Annotated in this window: 18 protein-coding genes; 6 read left to right on the top strand and 12 right to left on the bottom strand. The window is 69.3% G+C overall.

The annotated features are described in order from the left end of the window. Positions 1–16: 16 nt before the first annotated feature. Positions 17–1,453: a glycine hydroxymethyltransferase gene (locus H5399_RS04030; protein WP_370585675.1), complete on the top strand. Its 1,437-nt coding sequence runs from the start codon at positions 17–19 to the stop codon at positions 1,451–1,453. A gap of 10 nt (positions 1,454–1,463) precedes the next feature. Here H5399_RS04030 and H5399_RS04025 read toward each other — a convergent pair whose 3' ends face one another. The 4 genes from H5399_RS04025 to H5399_RS04010 are packed head-to-tail and all read right to left on the bottom strand — an operon-like array spanning position 1,464 to position 4,869. Continuing rightward, positions 1,464–3,140 (bottom strand): DUF2207 domain-containing protein, encoded by a 1,677-nt coding sequence (locus tag H5399_RS04025; RefSeq protein WP_182781702.1) that lies wholly within the window; start codon positions 3,138–3,140, stop codon positions 1,464–1,466. Positions 3,141–3,187: 47 nt separating this feature from the next. Beyond that, a complete protein-coding gene (ispF, locus tag H5399_RS04020) occupies positions 3,188–3,661 on the bottom strand; it encodes a 2-C-methyl-D-erythritol 2,4-cyclodiphosphate synthase (RefSeq protein WP_182781701.1) in 474 nt (157 codons plus the stop codon). 12 nt (positions 3,662–3,673) lie between these two features. Next, positions 3,674–4,375 carry a 2-C-methyl-D-erythritol 4-phosphate cytidylyltransferase gene (gene ispD, locus H5399_RS04015; RefSeq protein ID WP_220489035.1) on the bottom strand — a complete coding sequence of 234 codons (702 nt, stop codon included), beginning with the start codon at positions 4,373–4,375 and terminating at the stop codon, positions 3,674–3,676. Between the two features lie 8 nt (positions 4,376–4,383). Continuing rightward, the gene (locus H5399_RS04010; protein WP_182781700.1) at positions 4,384–4,869 is read right to left on the bottom strand and encodes a CarD family transcriptional regulator; all 486 of its coding nucleotides are present in this window, start codon (positions 4,867–4,869) and stop codon (positions 4,384–4,386) included. A 162-nt stretch (positions 4,870–5,031) separates the two neighbouring features. Between H5399_RS04010 and H5399_RS04005 the strand changes: the two genes are divergently transcribed. Beyond that, a complete protein-coding gene (locus H5399_RS04005) occupies positions 5,032–5,523 on the top strand; it encodes a hypothetical protein (RefSeq protein ID WP_182781699.1) in 492 nt (163 codons plus the stop codon). 3 nt (positions 5,524–5,526) lie between these two features. Here the strand turns inward: H5399_RS04005 and H5399_RS04000 are convergent, their stop codons facing one another. Continuing rightward, on the bottom strand, positions 5,527–6,204 hold the full coding sequence (locus tag H5399_RS04000) for a response regulator transcription factor (RefSeq protein WP_182781698.1): 678 nt from the start codon (positions 6,202–6,204) through the stop codon (positions 5,527–5,529). After that, positions 6,205–7,380 carry a cell wall metabolism sensor histidine kinase WalK gene (locus H5399_RS03995; RefSeq protein WP_182781697.1) on the bottom strand — a complete coding sequence of 392 codons (1,176 nt, stop codon included), beginning with the start codon at positions 7,378–7,380 and terminating at the stop codon, positions 6,205–6,207. It abuts the gene before it with no gap. Between the two features lie 199 nt (positions 7,381–7,579). Between H5399_RS03995 and phoU the strand changes: the two genes are divergently transcribed. The 3 genes from phoU (at position 7,580) to H5399_RS03980 (ending at position 10,254) form a co-directional block, all read left to right on the top strand. Beyond that, the gene (phoU, locus tag H5399_RS03990; RefSeq protein WP_182781696.1) at positions 7,580–8,245 is read left to right on the top strand and encodes a phosphate signaling complex protein PhoU; all 666 of its coding nucleotides are present in this window, start codon (positions 7,580–7,582) and stop codon (positions 8,243–8,245) included. Positions 8,246–8,276: 31 nt separating this feature from the next. Continuing rightward, positions 8,277–9,026, top strand: a complete 750-nt coding sequence (locus tag H5399_RS03985) for a phosphoglyceromutase (RefSeq protein WP_182781695.1) — start codon at positions 8,277–8,279, stop codon at positions 9,024–9,026. A gap of 490 nt (positions 9,027–9,516) precedes the next feature. Continuing rightward, positions 9,517–10,254, top strand: a complete 738-nt coding sequence (locus H5399_RS03980) for an SDR family oxidoreductase (RefSeq protein WP_182781694.1) — start codon at positions 9,517–9,519, stop codon at positions 10,252–10,254. Here the strand turns inward: H5399_RS03980 and H5399_RS03975 are convergent. Beyond that, positions 10,248–11,696 carry an AI-2E family transporter gene (locus tag H5399_RS03975; RefSeq protein WP_182781693.1) on the bottom strand — a complete coding sequence of 483 codons (1,449 nt, stop codon included), beginning with the start codon at positions 11,694–11,696 and terminating at the stop codon, positions 10,248–10,250. The genes H5399_RS03980 and H5399_RS03975 overlap by 7 nt on opposite strands. Positions 11,697–11,776: 80 nt before the next feature. Continuing rightward, on the bottom strand, positions 11,777–12,940 hold the full coding sequence (locus tag H5399_RS03970; protein WP_182781692.1) for an iron-containing alcohol dehydrogenase: 1,164 nt from the start codon (positions 12,938–12,940) through the stop codon (positions 11,777–11,779). Positions 12,941–13,126: 186 nt separating this feature from the next. On the opposite strand from H5399_RS03970, the gene H5399_RS03965 reads away from it, so the two are divergent. Then, the gene (locus H5399_RS03965) at positions 13,127–13,573 is read left to right on the top strand and encodes a hypothetical protein (protein WP_182781691.1); all 447 of its coding nucleotides are present in this window, start codon (positions 13,127–13,129) and stop codon (positions 13,571–13,573) included. Positions 13,574–14,114: 541 nt separating this feature from the next. On the opposite strand, the gene H5399_RS03960 is transcribed toward H5399_RS03965, so the two are convergent. From H5399_RS03960 to H5399_RS03945, 4 genes are read right to left on the bottom strand one after another with little or no spacing between them, the layout of a single operon-like run. Beyond that, positions 14,115–14,474 (bottom strand): biotin/lipoyl-containing protein, encoded by a 360-nt coding sequence (locus H5399_RS03960; protein ID WP_182781690.1) that lies wholly within the window; start codon positions 14,472–14,474, stop codon positions 14,115–14,117. A gap of 19 nt (positions 14,475–14,493) precedes the next feature. Further along, a complete protein-coding gene (locus H5399_RS03955) occupies positions 14,494–14,754 on the bottom strand; it encodes a hypothetical protein (protein WP_182781689.1) in 261 nt (86 codons plus the stop codon). A 12-nt stretch (positions 14,755–14,766) separates the two neighbouring features. After that, on the bottom strand, positions 14,767–16,323 hold the full coding sequence (locus tag H5399_RS03950) for an acyl-CoA carboxylase subunit beta (protein WP_182781688.1): 1,557 nt from the start codon (positions 16,321–16,323) through the stop codon (positions 14,767–14,769). 11 nt (positions 16,324–16,334) lie between these two features. Next, a complete protein-coding gene (locus H5399_RS03945; protein ID WP_182781687.1) occupies positions 16,335–17,825 on the bottom strand; it encodes a methylmalonyl-CoA carboxytransferase subunit 5S in 1,491 nt (496 codons plus the stop codon). Positions 17,826–17,900 lie beyond the last annotated feature (75 nt).

Raw genomic sequence — 17,900 nt, 5'->3', positions numbered from 1 at the left:
ACACTCAAGGAGAACTGTGAGCGATCTCGAGTCGATCTCTTCGGCCTACCAGACCCTGTTGGGCATGATCGAGCAGGTGGAGCCCCGCATCGCGCAGGCGACGCGGCAGGAGCTCACCGACCAGCGCGCGTCGCTGAAGCTCATCGCGTCGGAGAACTACGCCAGTCTTCCGGTGCTCGCCACCATGGGCACCTGGCTGAGCGACAAGTACGCCGAGGGCACCGTCGGGCACCGCTTCTACGCCGGCTGCCAGAACGTGGACACGGTTGAGGCCGTTGCGGCCGAGCACGCCCGCGAGCTGTTCGGCGCCGAATACGCCTACGTGCAGCCGCACTCGGGCATCGACGCGAACCTGGTGGCCTACTGGGCCATCCTGGCCAACAAGGTCGAGGCCCCGGGCCTGGCCGAGTTCGGCGCCAAGGGCGTGGCCGACCTGTCCGAGGCGGACTGGGAGACGCTGCGGCGCCGCTTCGGCGACCAGCGACTGCTCGGCATGTCGCTCGACGCCGGCGGCCACCTCACGCACGGCTTCCGCCCCAACGTGTCGGGCAAGATGTTCCACCAGCGCTCCTACGGGACGGATCCCGAGACGCAGCTGCTGGACTACGACGCCCTCGCCGCCCAGGCCCGCGAGTTCAAGCCCCTGATCCTGGTGGCCGGCTACTCCGCCTACCCGCGGCGCGTGAACTTCGCCACAATGCGCGAGATCGCCGACGAGGTGGGTGCCGTGCTGATGGTGGACATGGCCCACTTCGCGGGTCTGGTGGCCGGCAAGGTGTTCACCGGCGACGAGGATCCGGTGCCGCACGCGCATGTGGTGACCACCACTACGCACAAGTCCCTGCGCGGCCCGCGCGGCGGTATGGTGCTGGCCACCAAGGAGTTCGCCCCGTCGGTGGACCGCGGCTGCCCGCTCGTCCTCGGCGGCCCGCTGTCCCACGTCATGGCTGCGAAGGCGGTGGCGCTGGCCGAGGCCCGCACCGCGGAGTTCCAGACCTATGCGCAGAACGTCGCCGACAACGCCAAGGCGCTGGCCGAGGGCCTGCTCCGGCGCGGCGTGACCCTGGTCACGGGAGGCACGGACAACCACATCGTGCTGATGGACGTGCGCTCCTTCGGGCTGACCGGCCGCCAGGCGGAGTCCGCGCTGCTGGAGAGCGGCATCGTCACCAACCGCAACGCGGTGCCCAACGATCCCAACGGCGCCTGGTACACCACCGGCGTCCGGCTCGGCACCCCCGCGCTGACGTCGCGCGGCTTCACCGCCTCGGACATGGATGCGGTGGCGGACATGATCTCCGGCGTCCTGAAGTCCACCACGCCGACCACCACCGCCGCGGGCGACCCGAGCAAGGCGAAGTACGTCCTCACCGACGACGCCCGCAGTACGTCGTTGGCCGAGGCCGAGCGCCTGCTGTCGATGCGGCCGCTGTACCCGGGCTTCGAGCTCTGAGGCGCACGCCTCAGCGTGAGTACAACGCGCCCTGCACCGTGTGGATGAACTGCGTCATGGATGCGGGGAGGTCCTGGAGGTGCCAGGTGCCGGGCGCGTGGTACCAGCTGAGCACGGCAGGATCCGGGACGGTGTCGTCGTCGTCGGCGGCCACCATGGCCTCGAGCCAGCGCTCCTTGCCGCCCAGCACGACGGTGTAGCCGAGCAGCCGCGAGATCTCCTGGAGCTCGCGGCCGCGCGGCATCTCGGCGGTGGTGTGCGTGGCCAACAGCGCGGACAGGGCCCCGAGACCGTCGAGGAGGGCGGTGCCCGCAGCGGTGCGGCGCGGCATCCGGTCCGCCACCCACACCACCGCGGCCCCCACCGACACCAGCACCAGCGCCATCAGGCCGAGGGTCGTGAACGCCACCAGCACCACGGCGGCCAGGAAGGCCAGCCCGAGCACGACGTACCCGCGGGTGCGCCACGACGACCGGGTGGAGTCCGGCCTCTGCTCGAACCAGCCCCGTGCCACCACGTCGTCGTACAGTGCGTCCTGGATGCCGACGATCCGATCGGCGAGGCGACCGCTCAGCCGCGACACCAGAGTCCGCTCGCCTACGGGAGCGACGGCGTCGAGCAGCTCCTGCTCGAACCGGGCCAGCTCGTCGACGGGGGCCTCGGTGCGCTCGATCGTCCAGTCCAGCAGCCCGTGGCTGGGCCGCGGCAGCTCCGTGATGAGCAGGTGCCCGCGGACGGCGAGGTCAACGAGGGTGGCCGTGACGTCGATCGGGTCCACCCGCTCGTCGGCGACCGTGCCCACGTGCCCGGGGCGCACGCCCTCCGCCACCCGGAACACTGACTCGCCGGGCCCGACCGGCGCGAACGATCCGATGGCGTGGGCCGCGGAAGGGGCGAGGTCGCGGCCGGCGCGGCGATGCAGCAGGAGCAGCAGCGCGCCCCCGAGAAGGGCGGCGCCGAGGGCCGCGAGCACCGTCGGCCAGGAGACGGTGAACGCGCGATCCAGGCTCCACCGCTCCTGGAGGTCCGCCGTAGCTGCCACCTCATCCGCGGGGTAGGCGACGCTGAGCACCACCTCGTCGCCCGCGTCTCGGGGACCGTCCTGGAACGCCGCATCCGGCTGGGCGAACGTGCCGCCGCCGAGCGCCGCGCACCGGCCGACGCTGCCGCGGGGGCCGGCCTCGCAGCCGATCATGTCCGGGAGCGCCGGCCCCTCGACCACTCCTGCCACCTGGCTGAGCGCCACCGGAAGGCCCTGAATCAGGGGCCATTGGAGCATCGTGAGGGCGCCGTCCTGGCCCTGCTCGGTGCGGGTGGCGCCGTGGACGTCGTAGGCGAGGATGAGAGGGCCGGCACCGTCGACGGCCATCCGGATCTCCACCTGGGTGGCGGTGGTGGTGGTGGCGAGGTCCACCGCCTCGCCCGCGACAGTGGCCGAGATGTTGCTGATGCGGTACCGGTGGAAGTGGGAGGAGTCGATGCTTCGGGTGAGCGCCAGCACCTGGGTGAGCTCGTCGAGGGGCGCGTCGAAGGTGAGGGTCTGCGTGACGCGCAGAGTCCCGTCGGCAGCAACCACGCCCGCGACCTCGGCGGCCGCCTCACCGTCCTGCGCGAGGGCGGCTGAGGGCCACCACAGCATCGTCGCGACGGCGGCGATCAGCATCCAGCAACGCGCACGACGGCTCATCGCAGCCCTTCCTCTTCAGGTATCAGCAACCTAGCGCACCCGCGACGTCAGTCCTCCGCGACGACCGTGGCCACCGCGATGGCCGCGACACCCTCGCCCCGGCCGGTGAGGCCGAGCCCGTCGGTGGTGGTGGCGCTGACGGTCACCGGGGCTCCGACGGCGGCGCTGAGCACGCGCTCCGCCTCCGCACGGCGCGGTGCGAGCTTGGGCCGGTTGCCGATCACCTGGACGGCCACGTTTCCGATGGCGTAGCCGGCCGCGCGGACGCGCCGGGCGGTCTCGGTGAGGAAGGCTACGCCGCTGGCGCCCGCCCACTCCGGCTCGGCGGTGCCGTAGTTGCTTCCGAGGTCGCCCATCCCGGCGGCGCTGAGCAGCGCGTCGCACGCCGCGTGGGCGGCGACGTCGCCGTCGGAGTGACCGGCCAGGCCGGAGGCTTCGTCGGGGAAGTGCACGCCGGCCACCCAGAGGGGCACCCCCGGCTCCAGCCGGTGCACGTCCGTGCCGATCCCCACTCGATTCATCGTTGCTGCCCCTTAGTGTGAGTGATCCCGAGCGGCCAGGATGGCTCGGGCCAGCACCAGGTCCACGGGTTCGGTGATCTTCAACGCGTCCCGGTGCCCGTCGACGAGCGTGACGCTGAGGCCGGCGTGTTCGCAGGCGGCGGCGTCGTCGGTGACCTCGAGCGCCTCGGCCAGCAGGAGGTCGTGGGCCCGCCGCAGCGCGCCGAACCGCGCCCCCTGGGGTGTCTGCACCGCTCGCAGCGGGGCCCGGTCCACCACCTGCGACGAGGCCCCGTCGATCCGGCGGATGGAGTCCACCACAGGCAGCACGGGGATGGCCACCTCCGCGCCGCCGGCCACGGCCGACGCCACGGCCCGCACGACGGTGGGCGGGATGAGGGCGCGGGCCGCGTCGTGGACGAGGACGACGGCCCGGTCCGGCGCGGTGATGGCGGCCAGCCCGATCCGTACGGAGTCCTGCCGGGTTGAGCCCCCCTCGACGCAGGTGGTGGGCACGGCGGCCCCGTCCAGCGCGGTACGGAACTCCGGTTCGAGGCCGTGGGGGACGGTGACGACGACCTGCTCGACTCCCCCTGCTGCCAGGGCGTCCACGGAACGGCGGACCAGGGTGACGCCCTCCAGCTCTACGAGGGCCTTCGGCTGGGCTGCGCCCAGCCGGGAACCAGAACCGGCCGCCACCACAACGGCGACGACCGGCGTATCAAGATGTGACACTTCTGGATTCAGGAGGCGAGGACCTCGTCGAGCATGACCTCGGCCCTGTCCTCGTTGACCTGCTCGGCGAGCGCGAGCTCGGCGATCAGGATGGAGCGGGCCTTCGCCAGCATCCGCTTCTCGCCGGCGGAGAGACCCTTGTCGCGGTCTCGACGCCACAGATCCCGGACAACCTCGGAGACCTTGATCACGTTGCCGGAGTGCAGCTTCTCCATGTTGGCCTTGAAGCGGCGGGACCAGTTGGACGGCTCCTCGGTGTGCTCGGCGCGAAGCACCGCGAACACCTTTTCCAAACCATCAGCGTCGACCACGTCCCGCACACCAACCAGATCCAGGTTGCACGCCGGCACGCTGATCACCAGGTCGTTTTGTCCGATGACGCGGAGGACCAAGTACAACTTGTCCTCGCCTTTGATGGTCTTGTTCTCGATGTCTTCAATGACAGCAGTCCCATGATTTGGGTAGACCACCGTTTCACCGATCGAAAAAGTCATTCAATGACCCCTTTCCCAGAACTCAATTCTAGCAGGGCCGCCGCCACCCACCCAGACGGCGATTCTTACCCCACCCCGGGGCCCCGCGCTGGATGCTTCGTGGTACACACAGCCCGGATCCGGTTAGGATGTGCCTAGCCACGCCCCACAGCCGGAGGACACATGAGCAAGACCCTGCGCCGCACCGCGGCCCTCGTCGCCACCGTCGCGCTCGCCGTCTCGGTGAGCGGGTGCACCGCGGGCCAATGGGAGTACGCCGCACCGCCGGCGGCCGGGGTCCAGGTGGATGAGGGCGGGCTCAAGTTGCGCAACTTCATGGTGGTCACCGACGGCGACGGCACGGGAATGATCCTGGGCGGGATCGCTTCGCGCGACGAGGCAGCCAGCGTCGCCGGCCTCGGATACGCCGCCGAGCTGGAGGATGGCTCGTTCGGTGAGCTCAACGCCGTGCCTTTCACGGCGGACATCCCCAAGGGCAAGACCATCATCCTCGACGGCGCGGACACCACGTTCAACACCTCCGAGCTGCTGGTGGGGCGCCTCGCACGGGTCGCGGTGCAGTTCGACGGCGGGCAGAGCGTCACCCTGAGCGTCCCCGTCGTGTCCGCGGAGCACCCGGACTTCGTCGAGGCGTGGGAGCAGGCCGGCGCCTGAGCGTCAGGCGTCGTACTTGTAGCCGAGGCCCCGCACCGTCACCAGCCGCTCCGGGTTGGACGGATCGCGTTCGATCTTGGAGCGCAACCGCTTGATGTGCACGTCGAGGGTCTTGGTGTCGCCCACGTAGTCGCTGCCCCAGATGCGGTCGATCAGCTGGCCCCGGGTCATCACCCGGCCGGCGTTGCGCAGCAGGAGCTCGAGGAGCTCGAACTCGCGCAGCGCGAAGCGGACGTCCACGCCGTCGACGTTGACCTGGTGACGCTCCACGTCGATCCGCACGCCGCTGACCTCCACCACCTCGGGGAGCAGAACCTGGTCCTGGCCCCTCCGCAGCACTGCCCGGATCCGGGCGACGAGCTCGCGGTGGCTGAACGGCTTGGTGACATAGTCGTCGGCGCCGAGCTCAAGGCCCACCACCTTGTCCACCTCTGAATCGCGGGCAGTGACCATGACGATGGCGACGTTGCCCCTGGCGCGCAGCTGGCGGCACACCTCCACGCCGGGGATGCCAGGCATCATCAGGTCCAGCAGCACCAGATCGGCACCGTTCCTGTCGTACTCCGCCAGCCCTTCGGCGCCGTCGGCCGCCGTGACCACGTCGTAGCCCTCCTTACGGAGCATGAAGCTGGTGGCGTCGCGGTAGGAATCCTCGTCCTCGATGATCAGGATGCGGGTCATCTAGGCCTCCTCGTCGGTGTCGTGATCTGTGGCGGCGGGATCTGGCCCCAGGTAGGCGGGTAGCCGCAGCGTGAACGTGGAGCCCTGCCCGGGCCTGGACCACACCCTCACGGTGCCGCCGTGGGCGTTGGCGATGTGGCGCACGATGGATAGGCCGAGACCGGTGCCGCCGCTCTGCCGCGACCGGCCGTAGTCAACCCGGTAGAAGCGCTCGAAGACGCGTTCCTGCTCCTCGGGCCTGATGCCGATGCCGTTGTCCGAGACCTTGATCTCCACGAACTGGTCCCCGTCTGCGGTGACGGGCAGGATGCTGAGCGTGACGCGGGCCTTCTCGTCGGAGTAGTTGATGGCGTTCTGCACGAGGTTGGTGACGGCATCGGCGAGCTGCCACCTGTCTCCCATCACCTTCGCGTGCGTGGTGCGGGCCAGGATGAGGGAGACGTCCCGCTGCGTGGCGCGCTCCTGCGAGCGGGCGATCGCCTCACCCACCACCTCGGCCACGTCCACCACCTCCCGGCTGAGCAGGGGGTCCGTGGACTGCAGCCTGGACAGATCGATGATCTGATTGACCAGTTCGGCGAGCCGGGCCGTCTCCAGCTGCATCCGGTGTACGAAGCGCTGGACCGCCTCGGGGTCGTCCTTGGCCGCCTCGACGGCCTCCGCCAGCACCGAGATGGCGCCGATGGGGGTCTTCAATTCGTGGGAGATGTTGGCGACGAAGTCGCGCCGCACCGCCTCCACCCGCTTCTGGGCTGACTCGTCCTCCGCGATGACGAGCACGTTCTCGTCCACCATGGGGGCGATCCGGGTGGCGAGCTCCAGCCTCTCGGAGCCGGGGTGGAGCTCCCGGACCACCGGCCCGCGGTAGGGCGCCTGGGACGAGCGCACCTCCCGGACGCGCTCGAGCAGCTCGGGGAAGCCGACCCTGCTGCCCCGGGCGAGGTTGAGCGCCACGCCGGGCTCGTTGACCATGAGGATCTCGTCGTGAGGGCCAACGAGGACGGCGCCGGAGGCGATGGTGTCCAGCACGTCGTGCAGTTCCCGTGACGCCTTGTCCGCCATGCGTTGGGCCTCCAGCTGGCGCCAGCTCTGCTTGCCCTGGACGAGCAGGTACGCGAACAGGACACCGAGCAGGGCTACCCCCGCCCCGATGAGTCCGGCGAGGGCTGGGTGCATGCCGCCATCATATGACTCGACCGCCAGGGGCCCGGGCCCGAAAGCCCTCTGAGCAGCGACGGCGGCGCCGAGTCTTCACCGTCCGTTCACCCGCGATTCACCCAGAGGAAATGCCCCGCTACCCGGGGTGCCTATCGTTCGGGATGGCCCTCCCCCGGCTAGACTGGCCGTTGGCTTTGACACACAAGGAGCACTGCACATGCGCACCAGCTACCACGAGGAGCTCGATTCGATCCTCGACAGCCTCGTCAACATGGCCGGACTCGTCGAAGTGGCGATCCGCGAAGGCTCCGAGTCGCTGCTGACGGCAGACCTGACCAAGGCCGAGTCCGTCATCAGCAACGACGTGCAGCTGGACAAGATGCACGAGGAGATGGAGTACAAGTGCCTCTCCCTGCTGGCGCTGCAGGCCCCCGTCGCCGGCGAGCTCCGCACCATCGTCTCGGCCATCCGCGTCGTGTTCGAGCTCGCCCGCATGGGCGACCTCGCCGCCCACGTGGCCAAGATCGCGCGCCTGCGCTACCCGGTCAGCGCCGTCCCGGAGCAGTTCGATGCGAGCTTCCGCGAGATGGCTGACATCGCCATCGAGATCGTCACCCTCGCCAGGCAGTCGCTGCAGGATCGCGACGCCAAGGGCGCCCACCGTCTGGTGGAGATCGACGAGCGGATGGACGTCCTGCGCCGCGAACAGTTCTCCATGATGCTGGCGGAGGGGACGGACATCTCGATCGAGGGCGCCGTCGACGTCGCGCTGCTGGGCCGCTACTACGAGCGCTTCGCAGACCACGCTGTCGCGGTGGGCCGGCGAGTGATCTACATCATCACCGGCGATGTGCCCGAGGGCGAGGACTGGCCCAACGCCTGACGGCGGCGGCCCCGCCTGTAGTGTTGCGCGCATGACCGCGAAGTTGATTTTGCTCCGCCACGGCGAGAGCGAGTGGAACGCCAAGAACCTGTTCACCGGCTGGGTGGACGTGGACATCAACGAGAAGGGCATCGGGGAGGCCAAGGCCGCCGCCGGACTGCTCCAGGCGGAGGACCTCCTCCCAGATATCCTGCACACCTCGCTGCTGCGCCGCGCCATCCACACCGCCTACCTGGCGCTGGACGGCTGCGACCGTCACTGGATCCCCGTGAAGCGCAGCTGGCGCCTCAACGAGCGCCACTACGGTGCGCTGCAGGGAAAGAACAAGGCCCAGACGCTGGAGCAGTACGGCGAGGAGCAGTTCATGCTCTGGCGCCGCAGCTACGACACGCCGCCGCCGCTCATCGACGTCGACGACGAGTTCTCGCAGCACCACGATCCCCGGTACGCGGACATCCCCGAGGCGGACCGCCCGCGGACCGAATGCCTCAAGGACGTCGTGGCGCGCATGCTGCCCTACTGGGAAGCGCACATCGTGCCGGACCTGGCCGAGGGCAAGACCGTGCTGGTGACGGCCCACGGTAACTCCCTGCGCGCGCTGGTCAAGCACCTGGACGGCATCTCGGACGAGGACATCGCCGGACTGAACATCCCCACCGGCATCCCGCTCTACTACGAGCTGGACGAGGACTACAAGCCGGTCACCCCGGGTGGTCGCTACCTGGACCCCGAGGCGGCCGCCGCCTCCATCGAGGCAGTGAAGAACCAAGGAAAGAAGTAGACCCGGCATCGCGCCTGGCGTAGGTGCAGGACTTGTGAGGCGATGACCGGGCGGCCCGTTGCGGTTGGCCTTGGTGCCTCTCCCAAGTTCGCAGATGCCCGGGTGGCTTGAGGGCCGCCCGGGCATCTCTTCACAACTCCTGCACTGGTCTCACCGTGGCGTGGTCGGGTCCGGGCGATGGCCGACGGGGCGGCCCTGGTGCGGCCCTGCTGAGGCGGGACGCCAGTCATGTGATCGTCGGGTTGGGCATCACTGCGCCGAGCCGCCCAGTCACCCAGCACCCTCATGCGCCTCCACAAGCCAGGTTGAGTAAGGGCGAGCCGCCAGACGAGCACTCCTGGAAACCATCCCTGATGGATCAGGCGCGGTGTGTGCCGGGGCCGCCGAACCGCTCCCTGAGGAGGGCCGCCCGCGAAGCGGCGTGGCCCGTCTCGAAGGGTCGTGACTATCACCTTCACGCGGATCTCATCGTCGTCCTAGAGTGGCCCCCATGAAGACAGCTGTGGTGACAGGGGCAAGTTCTGGGATCGGGGCAGCGACTGCGCGCCTCCTGGCGCGGGAGGGGTTTCGCGTGATCTGCGCGGCCCGCCGGTCAGACCGGATCGAGGCGCTGGCCGCCGAGATCGGCGGGGTCGCCGTCGAGTGCGACATCACCAGTGACGACGACGTGGCCCGCCTCGCCGAGGCGGCGGGCGGAGCCCTCGATGTGCTGGTCAACAACGCCGGCGGCGCGCTCGGGCTGGAGCCGGTGAGCGACGCGGACCTGGACGCGTGGACGGCCATGCTGCAGACCAACCTGATCGGCACCACCCGCGTCACCAAGGCGCTGCTCCCCGCGCTGATCGCGGCCCAGGGTGTGATCGTGTTCGTGACCTCCACTGCCGCCGATTCCGGCTACGAGGGCGGCGCGGGCTATTGCGCAGCGAAGGCCGGGGAGCGCGCCGTCGTCGAATCCATGCGGCTTGAGCTCTTCGACGTCCCGGTCCGCATCACCGAGATCTGCCCCGGCATGGTGCGCACGGAGGGATTCTCCGTCACCCGCTTCGGGGGCGACGAGGACCGCGCCGCGGCCGTGTATCGGGGTGTCGCGGAGCCGCTCAGCGCCGAGGACGTGGCGGACGCGATCACCTGGATGGCCACCCGCCCGTCGCATGTGAACATCGACAGGCTGACCATCCGCCCGCGGGCGCAGGCCGCCCAGCACAAGGTGTACCGCGAAGGTCAGTGACTGCGGCGACGCATCCGATCGAGCCAGGACCGGTGGCTCTCATCACCGTGCTCATCCTCCGCTAGGACGCCTTCATCGGCTACCTCGACCTCCGGGCGCCTCGTGCGGCGCAGCCGCACCAAGGCGCTGAAGAACTGGGCGGAGCGCTCGGACTCGCTCGCCACCACCCGACCGTCGGCCGTGGCCCACTCGACCTCGTCAGCTGACCGCTCCCCCGTCCTAATGTCGATCAGGTCTCCGAGGTAGCGCAGGACGACGGCGATGGCTGCAGCCACGGGAACGGCCAGGAAGGCGCCGATGATGCCGAACCAGACGCTGCCGAGCACCACAGCGAGCAGCACGACCACGGGGTGAAGCTTCATCACCTTGGACTGCAACAGTGGCTGCAGGATGTTGCCCTCCAGCTGCTGCACTAGGAGGATCAGGCCCAACACCAGGGCGGCGGTGGTGAACCCGTTGGAGACGAGCGCCACCAGGACTGCGAAGGCGCCGGCGGTCACTGCTCCCACCATGGGGATGAAGCCCGCGATGAAGGTGATCACGGCCAGCGGGAAGGCAAGGGGGACGCCGAGCAGTGCCAGGCCGAGCCCGATGAAAAGAGCGTCAACGAAGCTGACGATGGCCTGAGTGCGGATGTAACCGGAGACGGTGCCCCAGAGCCTGGTCAGGAGCTCGGTGGCATGGAATCCTGCTCGCCGACCCACCACCCTCCGGGTCCAGCCCAGGAAGCTCGCGCCGTCCTTGAGGAAGAAGAAGGTCAGCACCATCATCAGCAGGAGCGTGATGACGACGTTGCCGACGCTGCCGCCGATGCTGAGCGCCTGAGAGAAGATCTCACCGGCTCGGGACTGCAGGTAGTCCAGCCCCTGCGTGATCCAGGTGTCGAGCTGCTCGTCCCGCAGGTTGAGCGGCGGCCCCGCCGCCCACTCCTGAAGGCGCCGGACGCCCTGCACCGCCTGCGAGGACAACTCGGGCCACTGCTTGGCCACGCTCGGCGCGATGCTGGCGATCAGCCCGGCGATGATCCCCACGCCTCCGAGCAGCGAGATCGCCGCCCCGAGCGCATAGGGCACCCCGACGCGCTTGAGCGCCGCGGTGGCCGGCCACAGCACCGAGGTGAGCAGGAGCGCGAGCACCAGCGGGAGCACACCGTCCCAGAACTGGGCGAAGACCCAGCCGAACGCGGCGAGCGCGAGCGCGATGAGGAGGAACCGGCCCGCCCACAGGGCGAGCCAGCGTCCGCCCTGGCCGATCACGTCAGCGCGGTCCACGGGCTCCGCCGGATCAGGTGTGAGCAGCGCGTCACTCGGATGTCCAGGCCGCGGGTCCGGGACGGAATCGGCCGTCAGGTCCGGGTGCGGCGCGTCGTGTCCCTTCTGGTCCGCTGTGCTGTTCTGGGGCGCCGAGGCGCCACCTTCCCTCTGATCCTCGTGGTGGGTCACCCATCCTCCTTGCGTTCGCGGGCCGGTGTGACTGGCGCCGGTCTGCCGCTCAGCGTACCGGGCACGCCGGAGGTGGCGGATCAGGCGGCGTCGCGCAGGATCTGTGCCAGCTCGTCGCGGGTCAGGGTGATCGGATTGCCCTTCATGGAGCTGCCCTTCATGGCCGCCTCGACCACGGCGTCGTGATCCCCCTCGGCGAGGCCAAGCTCGGCCAGCCCGGGGAGGCGCAACTGGTCCTCCAAAGCGATGAGCCAGGCCTCGAGCCGCTCGCCGACGAGGGCTCTGGGCGCTCCGTCGAACCGCTCACCGGTGAGCGCTTCGGCCGCGACCGCGTACTTCGCCAACGCCGGGTTGTCCGGCTCGCGCTCCGCCATGGCGCGGATGTTGGTGCGGGTGGTGACCCGGAGGAGGGCCGCGCAGATGGCGCCGTGGGGCGCGCCGGTGGTGCCGCCCAGCGGACCGGCGAAGCCGTGGACGGCTCCCAGCTTCGCGTTGGCCAGCGAGAGGCCGCCCATGAGGGAGCAGAAGGCCATGTCGGTGCGCGCCTCCAGGTCCTCGCTCTCCGCGACGGCGCGGGCCAGGCCTCGCGCTGCGGCCCGCAGACCCGCGGTCGCGAGCGCGTCGACCATCGGGTTGGCGAACCGGGACGTGAGCGGCTCCAGGCATTGGGTCAGGGCGTCCATGCCGGACTGCGCCGTCACCAGCGGGGGGCAGGTGAGCGTGAGCGCGGGGTCGACGATGGCCACCGTCGCCAGCATCGACGGTCCCCGCAGCGACACCTTCACCCGGTGCTCGACGGAGGTGAGGACGGCGTTGGCCGTCACCTCGGAGCCGGTGCCGGACGTGGTGGGGAGCGCGATGAACGGCAGGGACAGGTGCGGGAGCGGGTGGCCGCCGCCGATCACCTCGGCGTGGTCCATCGGGTCGGTGTCGCCGGCCGCCAGGGCCGCGACGGCCTTCGCCAGATCCAGTACCGCTCCCCCGCCGATGCCGATGATGTGGTCCGCCTTGGCGGCACGTGCGGCGGCGACCGCGGCGCGGGCGTCGTCGAAGCTGGGCTCACCGGTGAGCGCGAAGGAGCCGACGTCAGAAATGTCGCGGAGGACCTCGGCGTGTCGGTGGGTGTTGCGGCCGGTGATGACGAAGGGACGCTCTCCGAGCCGTCGGCTGTGCTGAGGGAGTTCGGCCGCCACCCCCGCCCCGAACCGGATCGACGTGGCGGTGGCGAAGGTGAACTCGGTCATGCCTCCAGCGTGCCAGACCGACGGCAGACGAAGGCCCCGTCGCCCGGAAGAAGTCCGGAGCGACGGGGCCAGCGGGTGTCGTTAGCCGGTGACGAACCCGGCGCCTTCGATGGCGTCCGCGTCCCGCTTGCCGGGCAGTGGAACCGGGTGGCGTTCCTCGCCTCCTCTGGGGCCACGATCGACGAAGTGCTCATGAAGCAGGTCCCGAAGGTGCCGGAGTCGGCGAACCAAATCACGCTGACCGTGGGCGGTAACGACGTCGGCTTCATGACGGTCGCGCAAGCCTGCGCTGAGGCTCCTTCCCGCTGCCAGGGTGCGATCCTCGCGGCTGCGGACAAGCTGGGGGACATGGGCGCCGACCTCGGCTTGCTGATCACGGCGCTCAAAACCCAAGCACCGAAGGCCACCATCTTCGTGACCGGGTACCCGCAGATCTTCCAGCCGTCCCTTACCGAAGGGTGCCCCGCGCTGCCGCTCATCCCTCTGGACGCCCTGTATGCAGCCGACAGCGCTGGTGACGGAGCGCTCCGACGGTCGATCTGGCCCACGCACGCCGTCGTGCCGGCCGCCTTAAGGTCCCCCGCGACGCATCCCCGTGATGCGAACCCTACGCCTCAATGCGGCGCCCCGTGACCGTGGGTGTGCACGACTCGCCGTCGGACCCGCACCCCACCGTCGCTGGTGCACACGCACCCACATTCCGACGGCGTGTCGTGCCCACAAGCCGTCCCCTGGGTGTGCACGAAACGCCGGTCGAGCGTCACCGCGTCGTCGCTGGTGCACACGCACCCTGCTTCCGACGGCGTTTCGTGCACGCTCAACCGGAGCGCCATCAACGCCGGATCACCACTCCCCCAGCACCGCTCCTCCCGCCGGGAGTCAGGTGCGCACGAAACGCCGGCCGAGTGCCACCCCGTCGTCGCTGGTGCACACGCACCCACATTCCGACGGCGTGTCGTGCACACGGATGCACCCGACCGCAGCACCACACCCCCCGCAGGCACCCTCCTTACCGGCCGTGCACGACTCGCCGTCGGACCCGCACCCCACCGTCGCTGGTGCACACGCACCCACATTCAGACGGCGTGTCGTGCACCTGAGAGGCGCGCCAGGGAACAGCGACGGGCCCCGGAGTGCTCGCGCACCCGGGGCCCGTCGTGAGTTGAAGCGGTTGTCAGAGCTCGATGAGCGCCTGACCACCCTGGACCGCGTCGCCGGGGGCGACGAGGATGGCAGAGACGACGCCCGCCGCGGGGGCGGTGATCTCCGTCTCCATCTTCATGGCCTCGAGAAGCAGCAGGACCTGCCCGGCCTCGATCTCCTCGCCGACGGTGACCAGCACCCGCGCGACCGACCCCGCCAGGGGCGCCACGACGGCGTTGGAGCTGACGGCGGACACGGAGGCCTTCGTCGGAATGGGGTTGGCACCGGCGTTGACGCCGATGATGACCGGCCCCATCCCCTGGCGCTCCTCTTCCTCGACCTCGACATCGATCTCGTATTCCGTCTCGTTGACGGTGACCTTGAGTTTCATTGGTTCTCCTGTGGCTGTGTCAGCGGACGTGGGGGACGGACCGGTCGTGGACGCGGGCCCGGCTGGCCGCGGCCCACCTGGTCTGCGACCCGTAACGGATGGCGCGCACCTTGGCCTTGTGGCCGAAGTACGCGGCCACGGCGGCGCCGATGGCGATGATGTCCGCCTCGGGGATCTGGCGGCAGTCCTCGAGGGACTCCACCCGTGCCTCGAGGGCGGCAACCTTGTCCGTGAGGGCCGCGACAGCGTCGCGCAACTCCTGCAGTGTGGTGTCTTCCATCGCTATCCCCGATCAGGCCGGGCCGAGGCCGTGCTTCTTGGCGGGGCGCACTTCGCGCTTACCGACGAGCAGCTCGAGGGCCATGGCGATCTCGCGACGGGTGTCTGCCGGATCGATGATGTCGTCCACCAGGCCACGGCTCGCCGCCATGTAGGGGGTGGAGAACGTCTCGCGGTACTCCTCGACCAGCTCGGCGCGACGCGCCTCCTTGTCCTCGGCCGCGTCGATCTCGCGACGGAACACGACGTTGGCCGCGCCGGCAGCGCCCATCACGGCGATCTCCGCCGTCGGCCATGCGAACACCTTGTCCGCGCCGAGGTCCTTCGAACACATCGCCAGGTATGCGCCGCCGTAGGCCTTGCGCATCACGACGGTGATCTTCGGGACGGTGGCCGCGGAGTAGGCGTAGAGCATCTTCGCGCCGTGGCGGATGATGCCGTTGTGCTCCTGGGCGACGCCGGGCAGGAAGCCGGGGACGTCGACGAGGTTCACCACGGGGATGTTGAACGCGTTGCAGAAGCGGACGAACTTGCTGGCCTTGTCCGAGGAGTCGATGTCCAGCACGCCGGACATGACGCTCGGCTGGTTCGCGATGATGCCGATGGTGCGGCCCACGATCCGGCCGAAGCCCACCACGATGTTCTTCGCCCAGCCGGCCTGAACCTCGAGGAAGTCCGCGTGGTCCACGATCTCGGCGATGACCTCGCGCACGTCGTAGCCCTTGTTGGACTGCACGGGCAGGATGTTCCGGAGCTTCTCGTTGGGCTCCACCACGTCGTCGGGATCGACGATGGGGGCATCCTCGGTGTTGTTCTGCGGGAGGAAGCTGAGCAGCTTCTTGGCGATCAGGATGGCCTGCTCGTCGTCGTCGGCCACGAAGTGCACCACGCCGGAGCGTGCCATGTGCGCATCCGCGCCGCCGAGTTCGTCCTGCGAGACGTCCTCACCGGTGACCTGCTTGATCACGCCGGGGCCCGTGATGAACATGTGGGCCTTGCGCGTCTGGATGATGAAGTCCGTCAACGCGGGCGAGTAGGCCGCGCCACCGGCGCACGGGCCGGCGATGATCGAAATCTGGGGCACCGCGCCTGAGAGCAGGACGTTGGCGTAGAACACCTTGCCGTAGCCGGAGAGCGAGTCGATGCCCTCCTGGACGCGGGCGCCGCCCGAGTCGTTGATGAAGATGAACGGCGTTCCGGTGGTCAGCGACGCCTTCAGGGTCTCAGTGACCTTGATGGAGTGCGCCTCGCCGGCGGAGCCGCCCATGACGGTGAAGTCCTGGCTGGCCAGGTGGACCGGGCGCCCCAGCACGTAGCCGGCGCCGGTGACCACTCCGTCGGCCGGCATGTCCGCCTTGTCCATCCCGAAGGTGGTGGTGCGGTTGCGGCGGAAGGCGCCGGTCTCCTGGAAGGAGCCGTCGTCGACGAGGGAGGCGATGCGCTCGCGCGCCGTCATCTTCCCCTTGTCGCGGTGCTTCTGCAGCTTGTCCTCGCCGCCACCGGCGTGGACGTGGGCGCGCTTCTCGGTGAGCTGATCGAGGCGCTCAGCCATGGTGTATTCCTTGGGCATCTGCTTGCTCCTCAGACTGGCTCGACGGCGACGTGGTGCTCGCGGCCGGCGAGCGTCACCTTGTACTTGATGGGACCGGTGATGCCCTGGTGGCTCGCAGCGGCTACCTTCTCGGTGTTGAGCTGCTCCGGCGTCTTCGCCACGCTCTTGGGGCCTTCAGCGCGGGTCTTGAAGAACGCCGGCGCAACGCCCGGGAACATGGCGTTGGTGAGCACGTCCTCCTCGGAGCCGTCGAAGCCCTCGAGCGCCTCGGCCTGCGTGTGGAGGCTGTCCCATTCGGGCTTGAGGTAATCAGCGGGTCGGCCGGTGATGATGTCCTTCTTGGTCTGCTTCTGGGCCAGCTCGATGACCTCGGGGTTGCGGTCGCCGAGGCACTCGCCGTAGTAGCCGAGCATGAGGTCCGCGAACTCGCCCGTCATCACCTTGTAGCGGCCCATGAGGACGTTGAACACAGCCTGGCTGCCCACGATCTGCGACGACGGGGTGACCAGCGGCGGGTGGCCGGCGTCTGCCTTGACCCTGGGGACCTCTTCCATGACCTCGCGGATGCGGTCTCCCGCGCCCTGGGCCCGCAGCTGGGACTCCATGTTGGAGAGCATGCCGCCGGGAATCTGGGACAGGAAGATGTCGGTGTCCACCAGGGTGGCGGACTCGAATTCCTTGTACTTGGGGCGCACGCCCGCGAAGTGGTCGCGGATCTTGAGGAGGCGCTCCATGTCCAGGTCCGTGGTGTATTCGGTGCCCTCGAGCATCGCTACGAGCGACTCGGTGGGGTTGTGGCCGGGGCCGAGCGACATCGACGAGATGGCCGCGTCCACGACGTCCGCGCCGGCCTCGATGGCCTTCATCAGCGACACGAGGGTGACGCCGGTGGTGGCGTGGCAGTGCACGTTGATCTGCACGTCGCCGTAGGTTTCCTTGATGCCGCGGATGATGTCGTAGGCGGGCTGCGGCTGCAGCAGGGCGGCCATGTCCTTCAGGGCGATGGACTCGGCGCCCATGTCCAGCAGCTGGCCGGCGAGCTTGATGTAGCCCTCGACGGTGTGGACCGGGGAGATGGTGTAGCAGATGGTGCCCTGGGCGTGCTTGCCCACCTTCTTCACCGCGGCCATGGCGTGGGCCATGTTGCGGGGGTCGTTGAGGGCGTCGAAGACCCGGAAGACGTCCATGCCGTTCTCGGCGGACTTCTCCACGAACTTCTCGACGACCATGTCCTCGTAGTGGCGGTAACCGAGGAGGTTCTGGCCGCGCAGCAGCATCTGCAGCCGGGAGTTGGGCATCAACTCGCGGAACGTGCGCAGGCGCTTCCAGGGGTCCTCGTTCAGGAATCGGATGCACGCGTCGAACGTCGCGCCACCCCAGCATTCGACTGACCAGTAACCAGCCTGGTCGATGTCTTCGCAGGCGCCGACCATGTCCTCCATGGCCATGCGGGTCGCCATCAAACTCTGATGCGCGTCTCGGAGTACAAGCTCCGTCACGCCGATCTTTCGGGCTGTCATGGAGTAATCCAATCATGGCCGTCGGTCGCCCGGGACGGCACCCCCGAGATAATCGGTCCGACCAACCTGCTGTAG

This window comes from Tessaracoccus sp. MC1627, assembly GCF_014164725.1.
Classification (GTDB): Bacteria; Actinomycetota; Actinomycetes; order Propionibacteriales; family Propionibacteriaceae; genus Arachnia.
Note: the sequence above shows the minus strand (reverse complement) of the source record. Positions and strands in the feature narration are given on the sequence as shown.